Source organism: Alterotamlana spongicola (genome assembly GCF_035818475.1).
Lineage (GTDB): Bacteria > Bacteroidota > Bacteroidia > Flavobacteriales > Flavobacteriaceae > Cognatitamlana.
Genome location: NZ_JAYMGV010000005.1, coordinates 51,502 through 77,221 on the forward strand (window position 1 = coordinate 51,502; position 25,720 = coordinate 77,221).

Annotated in this window: 9 protein-coding genes and 1 other RNA gene; 3 read left to right on the forward strand and 7 right to left on the reverse strand. The window is 36.7% G+C overall.

Translation table 11 applies throughout. From position 1 onward, the window contains the following. Window positions 1-1,626: an ABC-F family ATP-binding cassette domain-containing protein gene (locus tag VOI54_RS16905; RefSeq protein ID WP_326284371.1), complete on the reverse strand. Its 1,626-nt coding sequence runs from the start codon at window positions 1,624-1,626 to the stop codon at window positions 1-3. 284 nt (window positions 1,627-1,910) lie between these two features. Between VOI54_RS16905 and VOI54_RS16910 the strand changes: the two genes are divergently transcribed. After that, window positions 1,911-3,332: a TlpA family protein disulfide reductase gene (locus VOI54_RS16910; RefSeq protein ID WP_326284372.1), complete on the forward strand. Its 1,422-nt coding sequence runs from the start codon at window positions 1,911-1,913 to the stop codon at window positions 3,330-3,332. 4 nt (window positions 3,333-3,336) lie between these two features. Here the strand turns inward: VOI54_RS16910 and VOI54_RS16915 are convergent, their stop codons facing one another. Both VOI54_RS16915 and ffs read right to left on the reverse strand, forming a co-directional pair. Then, on the reverse strand, window positions 3,337-4,140 hold the full coding sequence (locus tag VOI54_RS16915; RefSeq protein WP_326284374.1) for an SDR family oxidoreductase: 804 nt from the start codon (window positions 4,138-4,140) through the stop codon (window positions 3,337-3,339). A 79-nt stretch (window positions 4,141-4,219) separates the two neighbouring features. Next, an RNA gene (ffs, locus tag VOI54_RS16920) (signal recognition particle sRNA small type) lies at window positions 4,220-4,318 on the reverse strand. Window positions 4,319-4,406: 88 nt separating this feature from the next. On the opposite strand from ffs, the gene VOI54_RS16925 reads away from it, so the two are divergent. After that, the gene (locus VOI54_RS16925) at window positions 4,407-5,441 is read left to right on the forward strand and encodes a glutaminyl-peptide cyclotransferase (protein ID WP_326284376.1); all 1,035 of its coding nucleotides are present in this window, start codon (window positions 4,407-4,409) and stop codon (window positions 5,439-5,441) included. Window positions 5,442-5,608: 167 nt separating this feature from the next. After that, window positions 5,609-6,466 carry a carboxypeptidase-like regulatory domain-containing protein gene (locus VOI54_RS16930; protein WP_326284378.1) on the forward strand — a complete coding sequence of 286 codons (858 nt, stop codon included), beginning with the start codon at window positions 5,609-5,611 and terminating at the stop codon, window positions 6,464-6,466. A 1-nt stretch (window position 6,467) separates the two neighbouring features. Here VOI54_RS16930 and VOI54_RS16935 read toward each other — a convergent pair whose 3' ends face one another. The 4 genes from VOI54_RS16935 to VOI54_RS16950 all read right to left on the reverse strand — a co-directional run bounded on the left by VOI54_RS16935 (window position 6,468) and on the right by VOI54_RS16950 (window position 25,709). Beyond that, on the reverse strand, window positions 6,468-7,448 hold the full coding sequence (locus VOI54_RS16935) for a PorP/SprF family type IX secretion system membrane protein (protein ID WP_326284380.1): 981 nt from the start codon (window positions 7,446-7,448) through the stop codon (window positions 6,468-6,470). A 34-nt stretch (window positions 7,449-7,482) separates the two neighbouring features. Further along, the gene (locus VOI54_RS16940; protein WP_326284381.1) at window positions 7,483-21,315 is read right to left on the reverse strand and encodes a T9SS type B sorting domain-containing protein; all 13,833 of its coding nucleotides are present in this window, start codon (window positions 21,313-21,315) and stop codon (window positions 7,483-7,485) included. A gap of 493 nt (window positions 21,316-21,808) precedes the next feature. Further along, window positions 21,809-24,265: a PorP/SprF family type IX secretion system membrane protein gene (locus VOI54_RS16945; RefSeq protein ID WP_326284383.1), complete on the reverse strand. Its 2,457-nt coding sequence runs from the start codon at window positions 24,263-24,265 to the stop codon at window positions 21,809-21,811. A 4-nt stretch (window positions 24,266-24,269) separates the two neighbouring features. Beyond that, on the reverse strand, window positions 24,270-25,709 hold the full coding sequence (locus VOI54_RS16950; protein WP_326284384.1) for a T9SS type B sorting domain-containing protein: 1,440 nt from the start codon (window positions 25,707-25,709) through the stop codon (window positions 24,270-24,272). Between the last annotated feature and the right edge of the window lie 11 nt (window positions 25,710-25,720).

A 25,720-nucleotide genomic window follows, 5' to 3' on the forward strand; every position in this document is an offset into this window, starting at 1 on the left:
TTATGCAGTTACTGCATACATTTTATTACGCAATTCTTTAATCTTAGCATCTTGCATATACTCATCAAACGTAGTGTAACGGTCTATAACACCATTAGGAGTTAATTCCACCACTCTATTGGCAACAGTTTGAGCAAATTGATGATCATGTGTTGTAAACAGTATAGTGCCTTTAAAGTTTTTAAGAGAATTATTGAAGGCTGTAATGCTTTCTAAATCCAAGTGGTTTGTAGGCTCATCAAGCATTAAAACATTAGCTCTGGTCATCATCATTCTACTTAGCATACAACGTACTTTTTCACCACCCGAAAGTACATTTGATTTTTTAAGTGCCTCTTCTCCACTAAAAATCATTTTCCCTAAAAATCCACGAATATAAACTTCTTCACGCTCTTCTTCGGTAGTAGCCCATTGACGTAACCAGTCTACTAAAGTCAGATTATTATCAAAGAAAGCACTATTGTCCAACGGTAAATAAGATTGTGTGGTAGTTACACCCCAGGCAAATTTGCCTGCATCTGCCTTTTCATTATTATTTATAATTTGATAAAAGGCAGTTGTAGCTCTTGAATCTCTTGAAAACACAACTACTTTATCGCCTTTAGCCAAATTCAGGTCAATATTTTTAAAAAGCACCTCACCATCAATAGAAGCCGCCAAGCCTTCAACATTTAATATCTGGTCTCCAGCCTCTCTATCTCGTTCAAAGATAATAGCCGGATACCTCCTGCTTGTTCTTCTTATATCTGCAATATTTAACTTATCAATCATTTTCTTTCTACTTGTAGCCTGTTTACTTTTTGCTACGTTAGCAGAAAAACGACGAATAAATTCCTCTAACTCCTTTTTCTTTTCTTCAGCCTTTTTGTTTTGTTGCGCATGTTGTTTTGCTGCTAATTGAGAAGATTCATACCAAAACGAATAATTACCCGAGTAATGGTTGATCTTGCCAAAATCAATATCAGAGATATGTGTACAAACAGCATCTAAAAAATGCCTGTCATGAGACACTACAATGACACAATTATCATAGTTTGCAAGAAAGTTTTCTAGCCATGAAATGGTTTCATAATCCAAATCATTGGTAGGCTCATCCATAATCAGTACATCTGGGTTTCCAAATAAAGCCTGTGCTAATAATACACGTACTTTTTGTTTTCCATCCAGATCAGCCATTAAAGTATAATGAAATTCTTCTTTAATACCCAGGTTAGACAGCATGGCGGCAGCGTCACTATCAGCATTCCAGCCATTCATTTCTTCAAATTCTACCTGAAGCTCTCCTATTTTTTCAGCATTCTCATCAGAATAATCAGCATAAAGCGCATCAATCTCTGTCTTTATCTTAAATAGGGGTTTATTACCCATTAAAACCGTTTCTAAAACCGTATGCTCATCATATAAATTATGATTTTGCTCAAGTACAGACATACGCTTACCGGCCTCTAAGGATACATGACCGGATGTTGGCTCTTGCTTACCGGAAATAATCTTTAAAAATGTAGATTTTCCTGAACCGTTTGCGCCAATGATCCCATAACAATTACCATTATTAAAAGTAGTATTTACTTCATCAAAAAGCACACGTTTTCCAAATTGTACAGAAAGGTTTGATACTGATAACATAAACTTAATTTAAAATTTTATTCAGATTTTTACTTTATTAAATCTGCTTATATGAACTTACAAACTAATCTGATTTGCACCTCAGCATACCTCAAAATTGTAAGTTTTTGCAAAAGTAGAAAATTCAATTGGTTAGACGAAACTAAACCCTTCAATTTTAGGTTGAATCTTGACAAAATGCCAAAGCACACGGTTTAACAGTCAATAACTTTAACAACGCCTTAACAGCACTTTATGTCTACAACTTATACATTTGTTTTAGCAAATATACTCTCTGACACTTTATGAAGTTCTATTTTTCATATCTAGTAATACTAATTGCATTTTTAGGCTGCAAAGACGATAAGCATAAAACAATTATTGATTATGCCTACATTGGCGGTGAAATAATTAATCCCAGTGCTAATTATGTTGTACTTTCAAAAGAAGAAAAAGTTATTGATACTATAAAACTTGATGGTAGAAACCGCTTTTTACATAAAGTAAAGCACTTAAAAGAAGGCATTTATACATTTAAGCACGGCGTTGAATATCAAATGATTTTACTTGAACCCAGGGATAGTGTTCTTTTTAGATTAAATACTTTAGATTTTGATGAGTCCTTAGTCTTTTCTGGTAGAGGTGATAAAAAAAATAATTATTTAATCAACGAATTTTTAGAAAATGAACGGGAGGAAAAGTATGTTATTAAATTGTGTCAATTAAATCCGAATGCCTATCAAACACATATTGACTCATTAAAAGATAGGAAAGTGAAACTATATGAACGCTTTATTGATAAACACGAGCCTTCAGAACTTTTTAAAAAAATAGCCCAGGCTAATATAGATTACAGCCATTATTCAAATAAAGAAGTTTATCCATTTATACATTACGGAAGAGATAAAGCCTCCATATTAAAATCGCTTCCGGACGATTTTTATGATTATAGAAAACATATAAACTATAATGATGAGTTTTTAAGCAGTTATCATAATTATAACACCTTTTTAAGACATAGCCTCAGTAATTTATCTCTCAAAGTTCACGATGCTCATAATACAGGAAAACCCTTTAATAGAAACTCTCTATGCTATAATTTAGATAAGTTAAAGCTTGTTGATAGTCTGGTTACTAACACTGCTATAAAAGATGATTTGTTATATCATTTTACAATGAATTATTTATCCAGAAGCAAAAACGAAAAAAACAACAATATCATATTGAAGTCTTACCTCAGTAAAACCAATAGTACAAAAGGTAAGGAAAAAATGACTGGATATACCTACGCCATTAACAGCTTGAAAGAAGGCTCTGAAATCCCTGATATTGAATTAATTGACCTTAATAATGAAGTCGTTAAATTAAGCTCGTTAACACCTTCTACCACGGTTGTTACCTTTTGGTCTAATGTATACTACAAACATTTTAAGGAAAGCCATTTTAAATTAAAAAAGTTAAGGCTAAAATATCCCGAAGTAACATTTATTAGCATAAACATAGATGGTTTGGGGGTTAATAAATCTAAAAAAATACTTGAAAAGTATAATTTTGAAAGCTCTAATGCATACTTATTTAAAAACCCTAAAGAAGCTACAGATGTTTTGGCTGTTTATCCTTTAACCAAGACAATTATTTTGGATAAGAATAATAAGATTGAAAACTGTCACACCAATATTTTTTCAGTTTACTTTGAAAAACAGCTTCTTGGATTGCTCAATAAATAATTGTTTATAGCTTATAATGGTTCATTAAAAGCTTTTCATAAACTTTATCAGGTAAAATTCGTTTTAAAACAATTGAAAACTTCTGCATAAACTCCCCTACTTTATAATGTACCTTAGGGTTTGGAGTAACCATCACTTTATAAACCGCTTTAGCCATTAAAAGCGGATCACTACCATCATCTACATGGGTATTCATTAAATTTAAGGTATCTCCATATGGTTTTTTGTATGGAGAATGGTCTAATAATGGAGCATGGTATCTCCCTGCTGCTATATTTGTTGCAAAATCACCGGGAGCTATATTTGTCATTTTAATATTAAAACCTTTCAGTTCCATTCTAAAAGCTTCTGTAATTAATTCCAAAGCACCTTTACTTGCACTATAAACACCTCTATAAGGTAAGCCCATATAGCCAGCTATAGATGTTATATTAATTATTAAACCTGATTGTTGTTTTCTCATTTGCGGTAATACCGCTTTTATCACGCTTATGGGTCCAAAAAAATTAGTTTCAAAATTGTTTTTGATTTCTTCTTCCGGAATTTCTTCAATTGGACCGGTTATACCAGCCCCAGCATTATTAATAACAACATCTAACCTGCCCTCTTTTTCTAAAATAGTAGCTATGGTTTGTTTTATAGTCCCTTTATCTTTAACATCTAAAGCTAAAATTGGAAACTTACTATCCTTATACTTTTCCGGATTTCTACTTGTTCCATAAACCACAAACTTCTTTTCTCTTAAAAACTCTCCGATTGATTTACCTATACCTGAAGAGCCTCCCGTTATTAAAACAACTTTAGACATACTGTATTGAAATTACAAAAACCAAGCACCAAATTACAACATTGTAAAACGATAAGAAAACTTAATTTTAAGGCATAAAAAAAGGCAAGCTACCTACATCACACCGCTACGACCATATACCTTTGCTTCGTTCCCGACCTGGAGGATTCAACAGGAGCTGGTTGTGTAGGACTTGCCGGGTGCAAAGATACAACCTTTTAAAATTTTCACAATGATTTTTTAAACCGATTTTAAATAAATATATTGCTCTAAATTATAATTTTAAAATGAATATATTCAAATACCTAATAATCATATTTTTAAGTACGGTCTTAGTATCATGCGGATCTAATACAGGGCGAAAAAAAAAGGATTTTAAAATAAAAACCAATGCTGTAAAAGGTAATATTCCTAATAATGAGACCCTGAAACTAACTTTAGTAAACAAAAAAAATCACGATATTGAATCTGTTCAGTATACTATAGATGGTAAGGAGGTTGAAGCCGAACATGATTTAAAACATAATAAGCTGGGTAAACACACCATTGAGGCCACAGTCAATTTTAATGGAGAAACTCAAATTATTACGTCAAGTTTAACTATCCTGAACCATGAACTGCCAGAGGTATATACTTATAAAATAATTAATGAATACCCACATGATATAACGTCGTATACCCAAGGCTTAGAATTTTTTAATGATACTTTATATGAAAGCACCGGACAATATAAAGAATCTAAACTTAGAAAGATTGATTATAAAACAGGGCAGGTTTTAAAAAATGTAGATTTAGCCAACGAATATTTTGGAGAGGGGTTAACCATATTTAACAACAAAATATATCAGCTTACCTGGCAAAAAGGAACCGGTTTTGTTTATGATATTAATACGCTTGAGAAATTAAGTAGTTTCAGATATGGCAAGAGCAAAGAAGGCTGGGGCTTATGCCATAACGGTAATGTAATCTATAAAAGTGATGGTACTGAAAAAATATGGTTGTTAAATCCGGAAACTTTAGTTGAAGAAGAATTTATACAAGTTTATACCAATAAAGGAAAGATAGTTGGTATTAATGAAATGGAGTGGATTGATGGAAAAATATACGCAAACCGTTATCAAAAAGATGGTGTGGCTATTATTAACCCTCAAAATGGAGCAGTTATAGGTGTTGTAGATTTTTCACCATTAAAAAAACTTGTCACACAACATGAAGGCTTAGATGTCTTAAATGGCATTGCTTACAATCCAAAGTCCAAGACTATTTTTGTAACCGGTAAGCGTTGGGATAAATTATTTGAGGTAGAAATTGTTGAAAACTAGTAATACCTCTAATTAGATTTGAATGATTATCCTGAATGTAATTCTTTGAGTTTGATTTCCTTAGTTTTACTATGAAACCTTTATACAGTTAAATACCTCACTCAACCAAAAGAGCCATTTGCTCATTCTTCCTTTTAATTGACAACTTTCTTATGGTTCTTTGAACTATGAGAAAAGTAATCAACATTAACATACCTGAGCCATGTCATGAAAATTGGAATGACATGACACCTGAAGAAAAGGGACGGCATTGTGCAGTTTGTCAAAAAACAGTTTTTGACTTTACAACAAAAACGGACGAGTATATTGTAAAGACTTTTACTGAAAATGATAATGTCTGCGGCCGATTTAAATCCACGCAACTTAAAAGAGATTTAGTATTAAACAGGAAAGAGAAAAACAGCTACCTTTCCCTAATAGTTTCAGGGGTTTTGGCTCTAATAGGTATAAGCAACCATACTGTTTTTTCGCAAGAAAAACCAAGTACATTTCAAGTTGATAGCATAAAACAGAATAACATAAAGGGTAAAATTACGCCGCAAAGTCAACTCGACTCCAGACTTATTAAAGGCATTGTACTTGACGAAAGTAAAACGCCCCTACCTGGAGCAAGTATAAGCATTGAAAGCTCTTCTGAGGGCACGGTATCAGATTTTGATGGAAACTTTTCAATAGAGGTCAAAAAAGGTGCTATTCTATATATTAGTTATGTGGGCTATGAATCCCAAAAAGTAAAAATAACGGAAAGTCTCAACGAAATTATTATGGTAGAGCTTGATGAAAGTGTTTTGGGGGGTATTGTGGTAGTTGGTGGTGCCATTTCAAATGATAATATGCCATATATATCTGAAGAAGCGCGCGAAAGAAAAAAGCAAAGAACGTTTGCCCGTAAAAACGCTGCGACCTTCTATAAGCAAAAACGAAAAGACGACAGATTAAAAGTAAAAAGTGGAATGGTAGAACGCACAAAGGCTGGTAAATTTCTTCATAACATCACCAATGTATTTAGAAAGAAAACCAACTAGCTTAGTGCACCGGACTTTGAGTACACGGACAGTTACTAATACCTTGTAAAAAGTTTAATCCTATAGTAACTACATGGGTACCTGAATTGTATGCAGACAAATCATTGGTTGTTATTTGATAGGCATACCCAAAATAGAAAATGGATTTTTGGAACCCTACCATAGGCCCTATATTTAAGGGCTTAAAAAACTGGTCATTTAAAAAACGATATGAGATACCTGCCCAAAAATAGTCTTCATTTCTGTTAAATTTCCTGAATTTAAAATTAACATCGGTACTTGAACGTTTGTCACTACTAAACATTTGATAAAAAACAGAAGGTTCAAATTCCAAGCCGCTTTTCTTTGGCCCTCTAAAGGTATAACCGGAATATATCTGGTAGTTCAAAAGTAAATTTGGTTCAGCAGCCCTAATGTTTTGATCTATTTTTTTATCCAGGATATTATTAACATTAAAACTTAAAAAGAATCCTTTAATTCTGTATAATGCGCCTACATCAAAGTTGTTATTTGAAGTTCGCCTGTCATCAGTTATAAACGGGTCTATTATTGGATTTTCATACCCTGTATTAAAATTATTAATATCTATTCTGAAGTTATTAATGTTATATGAAATACCAAAAGATAAATATTGTTTTGAGTAGTAATCTAAAACCAGATGGTGTGCAAATGAAAACTTCACCCCCGTTTGAATGGTATTACCATTTCTATCATTATATAGAGATAAACCAATCCCTGAACGATCAGCAATTCTAACATCTCCATAAATAGATTGATTATCAGGAGCACCTTTAATACCTACCCATTGTGTCAATCCGTTAGCTCTAATTTTTAAATTATCACCAATACCGGCATACGTCGGTGATATTACAAAATTATTATCTGCCAAATGCTGGGTAAATACCGGCAAATTCAATTCCTGGCCATAGCCGTTTGCTACAACCAAAAAAAGGATATATATCATTAATTGTCTTATCTGCATAATTTTTTCATTTAGAGGTTTAAACCGCTAATTATTATCTATAAAGTGTAAAATGTCCAACAAACTCACGATCATCTTTGGGGTCATTAAGCTTAACAACATACCAATAATCTCCTGTAGGAAGTTCAATACCATTATACTTACCATCCCACTTATCTCCTGCTCTTAAGGTGGCTATTTTACGACCATATCTATCATAAATATCAAATGTTAAATCTTTATATTGCGATGTACATCCTGGCCCCCATCTATCCAAAGTACCATCACCGTTTGGTGTGAAATAGTTTGGTATACATACATCTATATATTCAAAGAATCTTGTTGCCGTTGCTACACAACCATTAGCATCTGTAACGGTTACTGTATAGTCTCCTGACGCATAAATAATAAACGTGTTTTCACTTCCATAAGCTTCCCCGTTTAATGTATATTCATAAGGTTCTACACCTCCTGAAGTAGCCGCTACAATCTCATTAAGCCCGCCATCTTCTAAAGCTAACTCTAATGGATCCACCTGATCAATATCAAAATCCAGTGTTGGTTTTATACATCCGTTTGTATGTCTTACATTGATATAATGGCCAATCCCAGCCGGTACATCTGTAAACACATGACTTGTTTGATAAGGGCCTCCGTTTAATGAATAATCTATATCAGCAAGATTTGTAATACTAGGATCAACAGAAACGGTAACCGTATTGGTTGATAAGTTGTTAACACAACCATAATCAACAACAACCTGAGGATCAAGAAGCACGGATTCAGGAAATGTAATATTCCATTCAGATTCACAGCCTTCATTATCTCTAACATAGACAATATGGTCTCCACCTGCCAGGTTATCAAAATCAAATTGTGTTTGTGTGGCTCCTCCTGTAGTGTATGTCCCATCAATATCATCTAAACTCACACTATATGGTAAGTTTCCACCGGAAATATCAATACTGAAAGCCCCGTTTAAATCTCCTGAGCAAACTTCGGGTATTATTGAATTAGGCACTATGCTTAGTACTACCGGAGTAGGCTCGTCTATAGTAAAATCAATAAGTACAAAACAGCCTAACTCATCTTGTGCTATGGCCTGATAAGTTCCCGCAGTAAGATTTTCAAAAATAGGAGATTCAAAAAACTGATTTAGTTGTGGAGAAATGGCATATTTTATAATACCGGTTCCTCCTGTTGCTGTTATCTCCATAATACCATCATCTCCACCGTTACATGCAACATCCGTAGTAGTATATGAAGCTTGTAATGCTAATGCAGGTTCTGTAATAGAGACCTGAGCAGATACTTCTTCACAATCCACACCGCTGGTTACTCTAACCTGATAAGTCCCTGCGGTAAGGTCTGTAAATACTCCCGGGCTATTTTGGGTTGGTGCTGGTGTAATATCTGTACCGGACGCATCTTGTAAAATGTAAATGTAATTACCAAGGCCTCCCTGTGCCTCAGCTACAATAACCCCTGTATTATCTCCTACACAATTAATCGTGGCATTTGTAGCATCTAAATCTATTGTTAATACCGGTAACGGATCAACTGTAATTTCGTTAGAGACCATTGATGTACACCCATTGGCATCTCTCACATAATACATATATGTACCCGGTGTTACTGCAAATGTCACATCAGAAGTAAATGTTCCTAAAACACTAGAAAAAGCCATATCATCACTATATTCATATGACCCTGTTCCTCCCACTGCGCTTAAAGTAAGTGTGGCATCAACAGTACAGGTTTGTGATGTGGCCTTAACCAATGTGGCCTGTATGGCATTTGGTTGCGTGATTATAACATCAGCTGTGGTAAACTCACAATTGTAACCGTCTCTTACAGTTACATTGTAGGTTCCTGCTCCTAATCCGTTGAATATTGGTGAGGTTTGCGGCCCCGAAGAGGTCACTGTTGGCAACACCATATTCAAAATATAAGTATAATTACTTCCCTGTCCACCTGTCACATTATTTACTGTTATACTGGCATTAGTATCACCAAAACACGAAACCAAAGATGGCGTTGCTATTGCCTGAGCATCAATAGGCGCCGGATTTACAAGTGGCACATTTACTATAGCAATACAGCCAGCACTATCCCTTACACTGACAATATAATCACCAGCCATTAGGTTCGTAAAATTGGGCACAGCACTGAATGGTGTTATAACTGTTCCTCCTGCCAGCTCCAATTGGTATTCATAAGCTCCCGGCCATCCGCCAGTAGCCGTAGCAGAAATTGAACCATCGTTATTACCAGCAATACAGGTGATTTCTGTATGTGTTTCTGAAATAGCCAGAGCTGCCGTTGGTGCAGAAATTGTAAAACTTTTACTTACTGTACAATATGGTGTATTAGTCAAGGTAGCCGTTATGGTATATGTTCCGGCAGCAAAGCCCGGAATATTTACCGGTCCAGCATTAGCAACCGAACCAGAGGTTACCGGATTACCCAATGCATCAACAATATTATAGGTAAACGCTCCAGACTCATCCGATGGTGTTGGTACTCTATCTATAAAAGTAACATTAACACTACCATCAGAATCATTAAAACAAGTTACATCAACAACATTATCAATAGTCAAATCAAACGTGTTTGGATCATCTACATAATGTGTTGTCTGTAAACTACAACCTGTATCTAAATTAACCACTGTAACCAGATAATTACCAATTGGTAAGCCTGTAAACACACCTGTAGTATTAGTTTGACTGTAAACCGCTCCTAATATTGTCCCATCTACATCTTCAACAGTATATTCAAGATTGGTTGGTGTGCCACCTGTACTGGTCACTGAAACAGTAATATCTTCGTCATTTGTACATGTAATGGCATTATCTATTGTTATGTTCAATGCATCTAACCCAATAAACGGTTGAATAGTCGCCGTAGTACTACCTGAACAACCGTTATCATCATAAACATTAATGGTGTAGGTACCTCCTAACAAATCGGTTTCCGTATACACATTATTGGCAGTAGCCTGAACAACAGTGCCTCCCCTAATAAATTCATATATAGTATATACTGAAGATCCACCGGTTACTCCATTCACGGTTATTGTAGCATAATTAGTTGCATTGGTATTTGCAGTACAATCATACTCCGCTACTATAGGATTTGCAATCACTACAGGGTTTGGTTCCCCAACAGTTTCTGATTGTGTCAACGTACAATTTCTTCCTGAGGTTACCGTAATATTATAAGTACCTGCAATTAATCCTGTGAACACATTAGACGTTTGTGTTGTAACACCTCCGTCAAGGCTATAAGTGTAAACCGGATTATCATTACTTGCGGGTAAATTAACCGTTATCATACCGTCACTACCTCCATTACAACTTACATCTGTTGGCACAGTTGTAAAAGTAACCGGTGTAGCTGCATCTAAGGTTACATTAACAGTTCTGGTACATAAGGTTGTAGTATCTTCTATGGTCACGGCAAATGTACCTGATGGCACCCCCGAGATCACATGTCCTGCAATAGAAACCGATGCGGGGCTTGGGCTAATAGAATACACATAGTTTCCTGAACCACCCGAACCAGTAATTGTAATTTCCCCATCATCATTTGAACAACTTGGTAAGCTTGTTATGGCTGCTGACAAGTCTAAAGCAGGATATACGGTTATAGTAGTTCCTCCGGTAACCTCACAACCATTTCCATCTCTAACCGTTACAGCGTATGTTCCCGGTGTAGATACTGTAAATGTAGGACTTGCCTGGAATCCATTTCCAATAGAATACGTAAATGGTGCAATACCTGTTGTTCCGGTAACTGTAAACGTATAAGGGTCTCCCGTTAAATTACACTGGTTTATTGCCAGTGCCGGTACACTTATTGTTGGCAACGGATCTGTAGCAATAACAACATCTATTTGATCTGTACATCCATTACTGTCCATAACCCAAACATCCCAATCCGTACTAATTGCAGGATCTAAGATGGCAGAAGTACTACTAGTATAATCCGATGCTATTGGTACAGAGCCATCCACAACAAAAGCATAAGTATAATCAGGAGTACCTCCTGTTGCCGTAACAGATACCTGGGCACCAAAGTTACAATGAGCATTTATATTAGTAGCTTCTACTAATATCAAGGCTGTTGGTTCTCCAACATTTACTGTAACAGTATCTGTACACCCAGTAAGCTCATCGGTAACCACTATGGTTTGAGCTCCTATAGCTAATCCTGTTAACGAAATTGTTCCTGCAGTTTGTCCTGTAATGGCACTACCTCCATTAATAGTATAGCTATATGTTGTTGCAAAACTTCCAACTGTAAACTCAACGGCTCCATCTGAACCGCCATTACAACTAACATCGTTAAGCAATAAACCTGATACTGTAATGTTTGTTACCGGGTTTACTGTATAGGATTCTGTATAATAACAACCGTTGGCATCTGTAACTGTAAAGGTATAAGTGTCCGGTGTTAATCCGGTAAAGATTCCGGTTGATGCTCCTGTAATATTCCCTGTAGCACTTGCTGGGGCTATAATAGCGTAACTTAATGGCCCTACTCCATTAGTTGCAGTAAGTGTCACATCACTTGTTAGTGCTAAACAGGTTACTGCTGTTGAAACAAAATCTAAATCTGTTGGAACATCTAAGGCCGGTATAACAACATCTATTGGTGTAGTTATAATACATCCATTAGCATCCTGAATATAAGCTGTTACAGTTCCTGAAGTATTGGTTGTGAATGTATTGGTTGATGTATAATTGGCTCCTCCGTCGAAACTATAAGTGTACGGTACTGTTCCCCCACTTCCGGTAATAGTAACTGTTGCCGGTTGTGTGGCATTACCTGCACCACAGGTTAAACTTTGGGTCAATGTTCCTGAACCGCTTACTGGTGAAGGCTCTGTTATTGTTACTGTAACCGGTAATGAATCACAGTTCTTACTATCTCTAACCACCACATCATAAGCTCCCGCTGACAGTCCGGTAAACACATTTGAAACCTGGAATGTTGCACCGTTATTAATGCTGTATTGGTACGGTGCAATACCATTGGCCGCAGTAATAACTATACTCCCGTCTGCTCCTCCATTACAGCTTACATTAGTTTGCACATATGTGAAGGTTGGCGTGGTATTTGGTGTTACAACAACAACATTTGATATTGCCTGACAGCCCTGAGAGTCTGTTACTCTAAACAGGTATGTTCCATCTAAAGTTGTTGTATATGGTGACCCTCCGATAGCGACATACCCTCCGCCATTATAGTTAACTTCATAAGTTGTATAGGTTCCTGTTCCTCCATTTGGATTTAAGGTTATACTGGCATCAAGAATACAGGTTAAATCCTGTGTTAAATCTGCATCTAATAACAATGGCGGTTCTACTACAAATGTGTCTGTGGCTATACACCCATTACCATCTCTAACACTAACAGTATAAGTCCCCGCTGTACTAATAGTAAAGGTATTACTGGATTGATAGGCTCCTCCAATACTATAGGTTAACGGTGCAATAGCTGTTCCAGTACCCTCTACTAAAGTAATAGTGAATGGTGTTCCGTCAAAACATTGCTGAGATACCGGGTTAATAGTTGGCTCAGGATCTCTTATTACAGTTACTGCAGCTTGCCTGATACAATTATAGGCATCCTTTACATAAACAATGTAGCTATCAGCACTTGCATTAAATGTATTTGCTGACCCCCAACCTGGGCTGGTTGCACTTGGTGCTGGATCTGTGGCCAACAACAATTGATATTCATATGGTGCTGTACCATCTTGGGCTACTGCAGAAATAACGCCTAACTCATTACAGTTTTCATTCTTCGAAGAAGAAGCTGTGATAGCTAATTCAACTGCTGATTCTGTAATATTAAATGTGGTAGAAGCTACACTACAACCTGCATTTGTAGCTCCCGCTAATTCTTCTACTAAAACCAAATACTCGCCAAATGGTAATGTTCCAAAATTAGAGATTGAAACCGTTCCGTTTGCCGGAATTGTAGTAGTACCCGAAATACCTGTGGTTACTAACGTCAGGGAATTATAAATTTCATAGCTAACATCTGTTGAAGCCGGATAGATACTTGTAATATCAAAACTTACATTACCATCGGCACTTCCTGTACAGGTGATATTGTTTGATGTTAATGCGCCAACTGTTAAAGTGGAATTAGTCGGGATTGGAGTATCTGCAACCTCATAGTAGTAACACCCGGTTAATTCATCATAAACTATAAACGTATATGTTGCACCAGGTATTAAACCTGTAAATGTTGATGTTTCACTTCCTGGAGCATCCTCATCCTGCCAGGGTGCAGTTGTTGGAGCGGTATAAGTCATTCCCGGCCCAGTATAAATGGCAAAATGATAAGGTCCGGAACCACTCAATGGAGTTCCTATTGAAACCTCTGCTGTTCCACCGGTAATACAATCGGCCGTAGCATTAATATTAATATCCAAATCATCTGGTGGAGATGCTACTAATATATTGGTTTCAATAGCCGTACACCCATTAGCGTCTGTAATTATTATTTCATACAAGCCAAAATCTACCACTTCAAAAACCTGTGTTAATCCTGTTTGATTAAGTAATTCCTGATTATAACCATTAACTCCGGTTACATGATAAGTATAATTTGGCGTGCCACCACTAACTGAATCAATAATTATTCGCCCTAACGAAACACCTCCTGCGCCACAGGTTATTGGATCTACACTATAAGCTAAATTAACTGGTGTTGGTTCAGCTATTGTAATAGTTTCCGTATCTGTACATCCATTAGCATCGGTTAATGTAATGGTATAATCTCCTGCTGCCAACCCGGATGTTTGAGTTCCATAGTCAGTACCGGTTGTATCATTATTCACATTAATGACAAAGGGTGCCAGACCTATCGTGTTATCAAAAGCAATATTAATTGCTGCGGTCTCTTCACTACTACATAGAATAAATTGGGTTTGGGTAACACTTGTAATAAGCGGATTATCTGGTGTTGACACCACTACTACATTAGTCTCTCTTGTACACCCATTAGCATCAGTAATTCTAAACTGATAATTCCCTGCCGTTGAAGCTGTATAAGGCGAACCTGCTATGGCTGTGTAAGTAGTACCTCCATTGGTACTAACTTCATAAGTGTATGGTGCATCACCTCCGGATACTGAGATGTCAATATTGGCATCTGTTGGCCCGGAACAGGTTAAACCTTTAGTCAATACAGCACTAGCTGTAATTGGTGCAAATACATCTGTAGTTGTAGGGCTTGTTGCCGTACATCCATTGGCATCTCTGACCGTAATAGTATAACTGCCCGGTGTGTTTACTGTAAACGTTGGACTTGATTGATATGAAGCCCCTCCGTTAATACTATACATAAACGGTGCTACTCCTGTTGGAGTTGAAACTGTAAACGTAAACCCAGATGTTACTGTACATTGATTAGCAACACCCGGCGCCGTTACTGTTGGTAAGGCATCTTCAATAATGGCAACTGTATTTATTTCAATACAGTCATTAGCATCTTTAACATAAACATCCCAGTTTAAGTCAGTACCTGTATTGGTATCAACATTTACAATATGACTACTGTTATAATCTCCAACTCCCGGAGCTGGGTTACCTGAAATAACTGCCGCATAGGTATAAGCAGGAGTCCCTCCTGAAGCTGTTACCGTAATTTGAGCATTATCATTGTTACAATTTATGTTTGTTGCTGTTGTGGTAAAACTTAAAGCATTTGCCGGTTCAGAAACTATTATGGTCTCATTAGCTGTACATCCTGTAGTTGTGTCGGTAACTTCAATAGTATAAGCCCCTACAGTCAGGTTCGTTAAGTTTATTGGTGATGTTCCGGCTACTGAAGCGCCTCCATTTATAGTATAGCTGAATCCAGTGGTATCGTAAACGGTAAATTCAATAGCTCCGGTATTTCCCCCTTGACATAATACATCACTTTGTATTAACCCAGTTACTGCAATTGGTGTTACCGGATCTATGGTGTAGGACTCTGTGTAATAACATCCGTTGGCATCTGTTACCCTAAATACATAAGTACCTTCTGTCAATCCTGAAAACACATTTGATGTTTGCTTTCCAACGATGATTGGTGACGGTGCAATAGTTTCATATTCCAGTACTCCTACCCCATCAGTTGAAGTTAAGGTTACTGTTGACGTTGTTGCCAGACATGTTATTGCCGTAGATACAAAATCAAGATCTGTTGGAGGGTCTAATTGAGATAGGGTTACCGAACCTCCTGCCGTACATCCCTGGGCATCCTGAACCGAATAAGTAATAGTTTGATCTGTACCGTTATCATTTACGGTAAAAGTATTAGTTGCGCTATATCCTGAGCCGTTAAAACTGTATAAATATGGCGCCGTTCCTGTAGTTGGTAAATCAACGGTGACTACAGCAGATTGGTTTGTATTTGCCGCATCACAACTAAATGCCGTTGCACTTGCCGAAACTATCAATGCTGTAGGTTCTGTTAATGTAACTGAGCCACTGAATACACAGTTTTTAGCATCTCGTACCTCATAAGAATAATTAATCCCTGCACTGAGTCCGGTGTATAAAGAAGTAGTTGTAAAAGCACTTCCGTTAAAACTATACTCATAAGGCCCCACGCCATCTGCCGGAACAATTTGCACAGAACCGTTAGTATCTCCATTACAGCTTGGATTTACAACTGTTGTTGTAGCTGTTGGAAATGATATCGGGCTAACTGTAATAACATTAGACAAGGCCTGGCAACCGTTAGCATCTGTGACCTGAAATTGATAAGTTCCATCAGATGCGGCAGTATAGGTAAATGGTGTCCCTGTAGCTCCCAAAGTACTAAAAGCACCTCCGTTTACTGAAACTTCATAGGTATATGGTGGGTATCCGTTAGAAATTGTACCTGTAATTTCTGCATCGGGTGAGCTTGTACAATCTAATTCTTTTGTAAGAACAGCACTGATTTCTACCTGTGTTTCTATTATTTCAGTTGGTAAGCTAAATGTACACCCGTAAGCATCTCTTACTGTAATATCATAATTACCGGGCGTTAGATTAGTAAATGAAGGTGACGTTTGAAAAGCGCCTCCATTGATATTGTATTCATATGGTGACTGACCTCCGGAAGCAGACACTTCAAGTGTAGCTCCATTGGTACCATCATAGCAATAATCAGCATTAATAACAGTAGCTGTTGGTGGTGTTGAGTTTACTAAACTTAGCGGTGTTGTATCTGTACAGCCATTAGCATCCGTAACTCTTACAATATAGTCTCCTGCTGTTACATTGGCCAAAATACCACTACCCGGGAAGTTTGATACTAAATTCAGAGACGTATCCAATAATTCATAAGCATATGCGGCTGTTCCTCCTGTAGCTGTTGCTGTAACTGTAGCATCATCAAGACAGGTAATGGTTGTTGCAGATGCACTAACATCAACTGATGCCGGTGTTAAAATATCCTGGTTAAATGTAAATTCACAAGTATCTACAGCATCTTCATAACGAATTTGCACTGTATAACTTCCATCAGTCAATCCTGTAATGGTATATGGAGAGGTCATTTGAGTAATCCAGTTCACACCATCTAACGAATACTGATAGCCATTTGCTGTATCAAAATTTTGAGCCGAAATAGTAATTGAGCCATCATTAGAGTCATTACAGGTTACATCAGTTGCACTTACAACCTCAGCTGAAAAAGCATTTCCTGATTCAATAACTATAGGAAAGTCTACTTGTGTAATACAAGTAACCGGAAGTTGAAAAACCTCTATATCATCAACAGCAAAGTCAATACCATTTCTTTGGGATAATTCTAAACGTAATACAAAATCTAAAGAGGTGTTGTTTCCGGGGTTGATTGTTCTAACATACTCTACCCATCCATTTGTTTTAGGTATACCTCCCGTAGACTCTGAAGACAATGCTATGCCGTTAGTGTCTTGTAATTCTACTGTAAGTGAGGCATCCGGTTGATTATTACCAACCCTTAATAAATTGGTTGCGAAAAAACGAACCTGTATAGGTTGATTGGGTATAATGTCACTAATGGTCTTTCTATAAAGAACAGCGTTATTTGGTATTGCATTTCCAGCATCAACCGCCATATATCTTCCATTAGAACTTCCACTGGTATGATCTACCGGGTTGTGCCAACCGCCATAAAAATTCCCCTTAAGACTATTGGTAACTGTATATTCCCCGTTTCCTAAAGTCCTTCTATTGTGGCATTTTGTAGCCTCAACTTGCCTTTCAAAACAAAATGCCGGATTAATACCTGGAGAAGGCACCTCTGAACCGGAGCCAAAATCTTCAATCAATAAATTACTATAAGTAGGTACGGTTTGCAATTGATAGGTTACACTAATGGTATGTGAACCGTTTGGTACATCTAAAAACGTAGTTGGGTCTGCCGTATTTGTATTTTCTACACCGTCTAACAGATAGGTATAAGTGTAGGCATTTGTTCCTGTATTATTTACGGTTACTGTGGAATTTGCCGTACCATCACAATTAAAGTCCGGATCTGAAATATCAATAGTTGGTGCTACCGGTTCCGGATCTAATGTAATATCTGTCATAGGGAAAATACAACCATTAGCATCTCTTATATATAAGGTATAGGTTCCCGGCATTACATAAGCTTCTGGTGTAGTTGACCATGTAGCCTGGTTGTCAAAACTGTATTCATAAGGAGCTGTTCCTCCCTGTGGATTAGTAATTCTTAATAACCCTTCACCTCCGGGACCACAACCTGCAAGTTCTGTAACCCCTGCTGAAGCTGTTACTGCTGCATCCGGTTGGGTTATAATAACATCTTCAGGAACACTAAAACAATCTGCGCCATTCAATGAATATTTAATCATGGTTTGGTAAGTTCCCGCACCAAGATTGGAAATAGTTGGATTGCTTCCATAAGTTACACCATTATCTATACTATACTCAATAGTGTACCCATTGGCATTGGTCACATTAAATCTGATTTCCCCGGAATTATCTCCATAACATAAAATATCTGTTTTATCTACGGTAAATTCTGGTGCATCAATTTGGTCAACTGTAATGGAGGTATCTGTAGAACAGTTATTGGAATCTACAACAGTAATATTATAAACTCCTGCTGCTGTAACCGGAATTATAGGTGTACTTTGAAATACCGTAGTACTATTTACAAAATAATAGTAAGGAGGGGTTCCACCGGTTGGATATACTGTTATCTCTCCATCTGTACAAGTGAGTGGTTGTGTAAGCGCTACAGTAGCTTCAAGTAATGGTGGTTCAATAATTTCAACATCTCCGGAGAAAACACATCCGTCTTCTGTAGATACATCTACGGTGTAAGTTCCCGGGTTTAAATTTGAAAATGTATAATCCCCTTGCATAATTGGGCCTACACTATTTATAACCGTAGCCCCCTGAGAAATAGAAAAGTAATATTGAGGTCTTACATCATTTGCTGCTACAGCAATACTTCCCAACTCGCCATGACACAACGGTTGAGTAATAATAGTTGACACTGAAAAATTATGATCAACAATCTGAACATCAGGAACGGTAAAAATACATGGGTTTGGAGACACTCCAATTTGTCTTATATAAACTGTATACAGGTTAGCTGTGGTTACTGTAAATGTATTACTTGGCTGGTAGTTAACACCATCAAGACTATACTCATAACCACTAGGTACCCCACCTACAACAATTTCGCCAGGGGTAGTACAATAAATATCCCTTGAGCTTACCGTTGGCACTAATAAATTGGTATATATGTTAAAATAAAACTGATTAAAACATCCTCCTGAATAATTTAAAGTTAACCGGTATTGTCCTGCTGTATCTGCCGTAAAATCCGGTCCGGAAGCTACCTGGTTCCAGGTACAACCCGGATCTTCATTGGCACAATCCTGATCTACAACAGCAGCACAACTGGTTTCATCCAGTTTTTCCCAGATCATAGACGTAGTATCTGTAATTCCTGTTTGTATTAGCCTGGAATCGTTAGCGCCACACAAAAATATATTAGGCAATTCTTTTCCGTCATTAGGGCAAATCACCACCTGATCGGCAAAAGGAATCACCGGGTTGGTTACGTTAGCTCCAAAGGTAATGACATTAAATACCTGATCTGTATCCTGACAAGGTGCAATAGCTGAATTATGTACATAATAAGTTCCTGTTTCCGTTACGGTAATAGACTGTGTTGTTCCTATTACAGGAGTTCCGGTTGGACTTGTAGACCATGAATATGAGTCATAACCACTACCAGCGGTCAGAACTACATCTGCACCACACAATATCACTTCTTCTTCAAATGTACAATCATTTAGATCGGCTAAAAAGTTTGTTGCTCCCGGTGTTATTAAACAGCCTGTATTTGTATTATAACTAGGATCATCAGAAATTGTGAAATCAGGATTTATAGTCCCTTTGTAAGTTGAATATGCCTGATTATCAATAATATTAGAACAGGCATCACTTAATAAGCTACAAGTAGACACTACGGTAACTTTAAAACGGATTTCTGAAACCGGATCATTCTCTTCTACAACAGACCTATTTACCCTAAAAACCAATTCTCTGGTTGCAGGATCATAGCTCTCAACGGTAACTCCCGGTGGTAGATATTCTATATCGGTAGGGTAATCAAATACTATATTTGTTGGAAGCACATCTCTAATAGTCAAATCTGTTGCGTCGTCATTCCCTGTATTTTGTAAACCAATAGTATAGTATAATTGGTCACCTAAATCTACTACCTGGCCCTCTATATTGTTACCAAATTCATCTTCTACAATTTTTGTTAAGACAATGTTTGGAGCAATAATTTCAATGGCAAATGCATTAAAATAGAAATAATAGATATCCAGATTACTCCCCAAACTAATGGTTGCCGAAGTAGCGCCATTGGCTATTACTGTATTTCCTGCATTGGGAATATTGATTATCCCGGAGTCAAAACCTAATGTATTTGATCCATTGGGATTCCTTGCCGTTAACAACTCCGGTGTATTTGTAACCGGATCAATTATTGATGATGTACTATTAAAAAAGTTATTGCCTTCACGAATCACCGTTCCGGCATTATTTGTTGCACTCACTGTAGTTCCGTTTAGCAATAAATAATCACCAGTCCATCTTCTGTCTCCTTCAATAGTACTAAAGGCATACTTAGCACGAACCGGCCCGGTTGGAATAGTTCTAAAGCCTGTAACTGGAAAGGTTTCATTAATACTACTTGTAATTTTAGTAAACCCATCAAAAGAGGTAATGTATTGACTTGGTAAAAGCGGATCTTCATAGATAACAAAAAGTGACCAACCCGCAGATAGTCCCTCGCTATTTGGTTTAGGGCCTACCATTGAAGAAATATTGGCAACGGTATAAGTCCCTTCGGGGTTTGGTAATGCCGAAAGAATACTAGTTACATCATGGTAATAAGCATAAGTATTTGAGTTTACATTATTTGATGCGTTTTGAAAATATATTTGGGTTCCTGTAATATCAATATATGAACCACCTGGTGTTTTAAATTTAATATCAGACATTGGCGTAGAACCATTGACTACAGAACTCCAATACAAACCGGCATATACTATTTGATAACAGTTTGTATCACTGGGAACATCCAGATCGGCACTACTTGAATTGAACGTTGTGGAATCCCCGTCAATATCTACATGAACCGCAGCATCAAGTCTATCATTGGTATTAGTTCCATTATAAGGATCAGAAACATGAATACCTACGTTACTATTTCCTATGAGAAGCATATCTCCTTTAATAGCTTCATCATATCTGGGTGCAAAAGGCACTAAATTTTGACTAAACAACGGTATGCTTAATACAAGCATTAGAACAACAAGTCCTTTGTTTAAACAAGCAGGTTTCTTCATGGCGGTTATTTTTAGTACTTCTTCTTAGTTTGGGCACTAAAAAGAAATATTATACGTTAATTACAATTAAACCAGAATGTTACGAGTAGGAATAATACTTCAAACATAACAAAACAACTGTGTTTAATGTATTTAAACGGTATAAATATCGTAAAAATATTTGTAACCTTGATGAATAAAAGTTAGAATTTATGCATTTAATCGATAAAACAATACTTTAAACTAAATTATTTAATTTTTTTGTAATATTTTAAATACAAAAAGATAATATTAATTTAAAGCATTCGTTTAGCTAAGCTTAGACTTGCGTTATTTAGTTCTAATTATATACTTAGAAATAAAGTAACACGCTTTATTTATCTGAGTGTTTTTTGATAAAATTCGTATCGGGAATACTATTTATTAAAAACTCTCACGCTCTCATTTTTATGTCTTTCAAAAAGTAAGCTGTTTATGAAAGACATAAACAAAGCTTACTTAAAGAAATTCAATACTAATTTTCAATTTTAACCATGGACATTTTGCCATTGTATGGTTTATTGCCTTTATTCTGCATGGCACCTTGTGCCTGATTCAGTCCATTGAATTTTTCATAATAAATATAATACTTACTTGTATTTACATCATAGAAGAAATTTACATCACTTTGTCCTGAAGCTACTGCTTTTCTTAAGAATTCATCACGTTTCTCAACATCAGAATGTACCGCTATTACCAAATAATAACCACTCTCTACATGTTTGACATCTTTAACAATTTGTATATTATTCAGTTCTTCTCCATAATCAAAATCTTCAGCTGTTAAAGGCGTGGAACTTACTGCTGTATTTTGTTTAATTCTATTTAAAGTAGCCCTGTCTTTTTCATACCTATCATCTTCATTATCATATAGAGCGCGTTTAATTCTTCTTTTTCTTTCTTCTTTTATGTCTTCTTTTAACTGTTCAATTTTAGTAAAAGAACGTTGCCTTAGCTGAATAGCCTGCATTTGTTGTGCCTTTAATTCCTGTATTTTTTCTTTATAATAGACATTGGCAGGATCATTTTTATCAGAGACATCTTTAAGTCGTTCGTTATAAATTCTCTCTAACCTTCTGATCTTTTCATTTTGCGATTGTATAACGCCTTCTATCTCTAATGATAAGGTTTCCAATTCTCTATTCTCTGCCGTTACACTTTTAAAAGGCTTGGGTGCTTTTACTATACCCTGTTCACTAAGATTATTTTCTTCTATCAGATCATCCAGATCTTGTTGCTTGATGGCCACTTTTTCGGTTAATCTTGATAATAATTCCTCTTGCTCTTTATTTGATGCTACAGTTTCTTGTGTAATATCATTCATTAATTGAGTAACTTCATCAGTTGGAACAATACCGTCTTTCAATGCCGCTTCTTGTTCAGCTTTTGCCTTTTCTATATCTGCTAATCGTTTAGCTTCTGCTTCGGCTAAAGCCTGAGCTTCCTGCTCTGCTTTTAGTCTGGCTGCGGCTTCTAAACGTTTAGCCTCTTGTTCGGCTTTTGCCTTTTCTATATCTGCTAATCGTTTAGCTTCTGCTTCGGCTAAAGCCTGAGCTTCTTGCTCCGCTTTTAGTCTGGCTGCGGCTTCTAAACGTTTAGCCTCTTGTTCGGCTTTTGCCTTTTCTATATCTGCCAATCGTTTAGCTTCTGCTTCGGCTAAAGCCTGAGCTTCCTGCTCTGCTTTTAGTCTGGCTGCGGCTTCTAAACGTTTAGCCTCTTGTTCGGCTTTTGCCTTTTCTATATCCGCCAGTCGTTTAGCTTCTGCTTCGGCTAAAGCCTGAGCTTCCTGCTCTGCTTTTAGTTTAGCTGCCGCTTCCAATTCAGCTTGCTTCTCTAACTCAAGTTTGGCTTTAGCCTCTTCTGCAATTTGATCCTGTTTCTTTTGTTCAGTTAATACTGAAGCTGTAGCTGCTTTTGGTTTATTTACTTTTCTTGTACTAGGCTTTCTCCTGGCTACAGGACGGTAGCTTTTCTTTTTAGGAATAATAAGCGCTTCTTCCTCATCATCACCGCTATAATCATACCTGTTTCTGTTTTTAAACTTATAGGCTATTGTGATATCATGAGCATTTCCTAAAGCTGATAAATCCCCTACCGCCTTTTCATAATTATATTCTAATGCAATTTGAGAACTGATGTTAAGTCCTATACCCGCTGAAACGCCATAAAATGAACTATAGCCTACCTGTCCCCAAAATCCTTTTGGTATGGTAAGCATCATAATTCCTGAAATTATAGTTTGATCTTTCTTGAATTCAGATCTTATCAGTCCCGAAAATTTACTTTCATCAAAAAAACCGCGACTGTTAACATAACCGGTATACATAGCATGTGCCTGAATACTTTGTTCCGGATTCTCTTCAATCATTTCTGATGACGTCAAATTATAAGATGCCAGATTATTTAGGGATACTCCGAAATCAAAAAAATCGGTTCCATAGTTTATCCCTGGGTTAATGGTAATTATTGAATTAGAAGGTATATTGCTTAAAGACGGATCCGGGAAATTAGTAATAACATTCCCTTCATTAATACTACTTTTATAAAAGCCAAGGTTTAATCCAAAGGTTAAATTATTATAACGGTCAAGTACCACATTATAAGCAAAGTTCAGGTTTCCTCCAAAGGTTGTTAAAACCCCATAGTCTTGCTGGAACAAACTTAACCCGGCACCAATATTTTCTCTAAATCTTCCAGAATACCCAAACAGATAGGTCTGAGGAGCGTTGTCAAACTGAACCCATTCCCGTTTATTATTAAAACTTATATATTTGTTTTGCTCTCTTACAAAACTAAATGTTGGATTAATAAATTGCCTGTTGAACTTTAGTGAGTTTCTCACAGGAATATTAAGAGCCACAACGCCATCCTCCTGAGCATTAACTTGTGACAGTAAGCAAAAAAATAACACGATATGTAGTATATATTTCATCATGTTACTTAATCAATGTAATTGAACCTTTTTTTTCACTGCCATTTGGTGGTGTTATAATATAGTAATAGATGGGATTAACATTGGTAAACTCTATTTGATTTTCCGGCCAGTTATTTTGGTAATTATCGGTTTTCAATACAACCTTTCCTTGGGCGCTTAAAATAGTTACTTCTGTATTGGTTCCGTTTACATAAGCTTGAGGGATGACCCAGGTGTCATTAATTCCATCTCCATTTGGACTAATCAGATTAGGAATATTGGCTACATCAGGAAAAGGAGAACTTACATTAAATAAAAATTCAGTTGATGACAAACATCCTATAGTTTGCCTAACAACTGCCCTGTAGTTCCCAACTTTAGTAACTTCATAATTGTTAGTAGTAGCTCCGGAAATTTCAGAGTCATTTAAAAACCATACAAATTCAGGGTTGTTTGCTGAAGTGGTGACCATTACCGGTAATGTTTCACCATCCTCCAGCATATTGTTTTCTTCAACATTTATACTACTGGTAAATCCGGTGTTATCTAAATTTATAGACGCACTAGTTGTACAGGTCCCTAAATCAATATTGACTGAATACTCTCCGGATTCATTAGTTTCATATGTTTGGCTGGTAGCGCCTTCAATCGTTTGTCCGTCTTTGTACCATTGGTAACTTCCTCCATTTGTTGTACTTAATATGGTAGGGCCATCTCCTATACAATATGGATTTCCTAAACTTGAATTTATAGAAGTAGAGCCTCCTGAAGCTATCTCGCTAACCTCTACCCTGTTTGAATATGAATTTGATGTACAGGTTCCATAATTAGTCTCTACAAAGTATGTTCCGGATTCGCTAACTGTTAAACTTGATCCGGCGGCTATAAACTCTTTGGTGGTTGGGCTTGTTTCCCTATACCAGTTAAATGTAAGCGATGGGTATTGTAAGGGAGAATCATTATCAGGTCCTCCGGGATTATCTATAGTTAACAGATAGCTACCCCCTGCGCAATAATTAGCCGTTGCAATTAAATTGTTTATTGAAAATGGTGTGTCTTGTAATTTGTAATAAGCAGGAAAGGCATCTGAACCGGAACTTGTAGCTGCCGGTGCCGTACTCTTAATTCTAACTTTATAGGATTGCCCTGAAACCGTAGTTGGTACGGCAAAACTCAAAGTGGCCGGCGATGTTTCGACCGAGCCCGCTGCTGATGTAAAAACAACTTCGGCATCTGTAAAGCTTCCTGATTCGTCTGAAAGTTCAATAATAAATTGATTGGTTGATACCAAAGACGTTTCAGGGGAAAATGAAAATGTGACATTATATGTATTAAATGAAGGGCTGGCACAGGCCTGGCTAAACCCCAAATTAGGCTTCCCTATAACAATCTGCCCCTGAATTGTTCCCAAAAAAGCAAAATATAGAAAGACCACAATATGTAATACAGTAAAATTTTTCATTGTTTTTATTT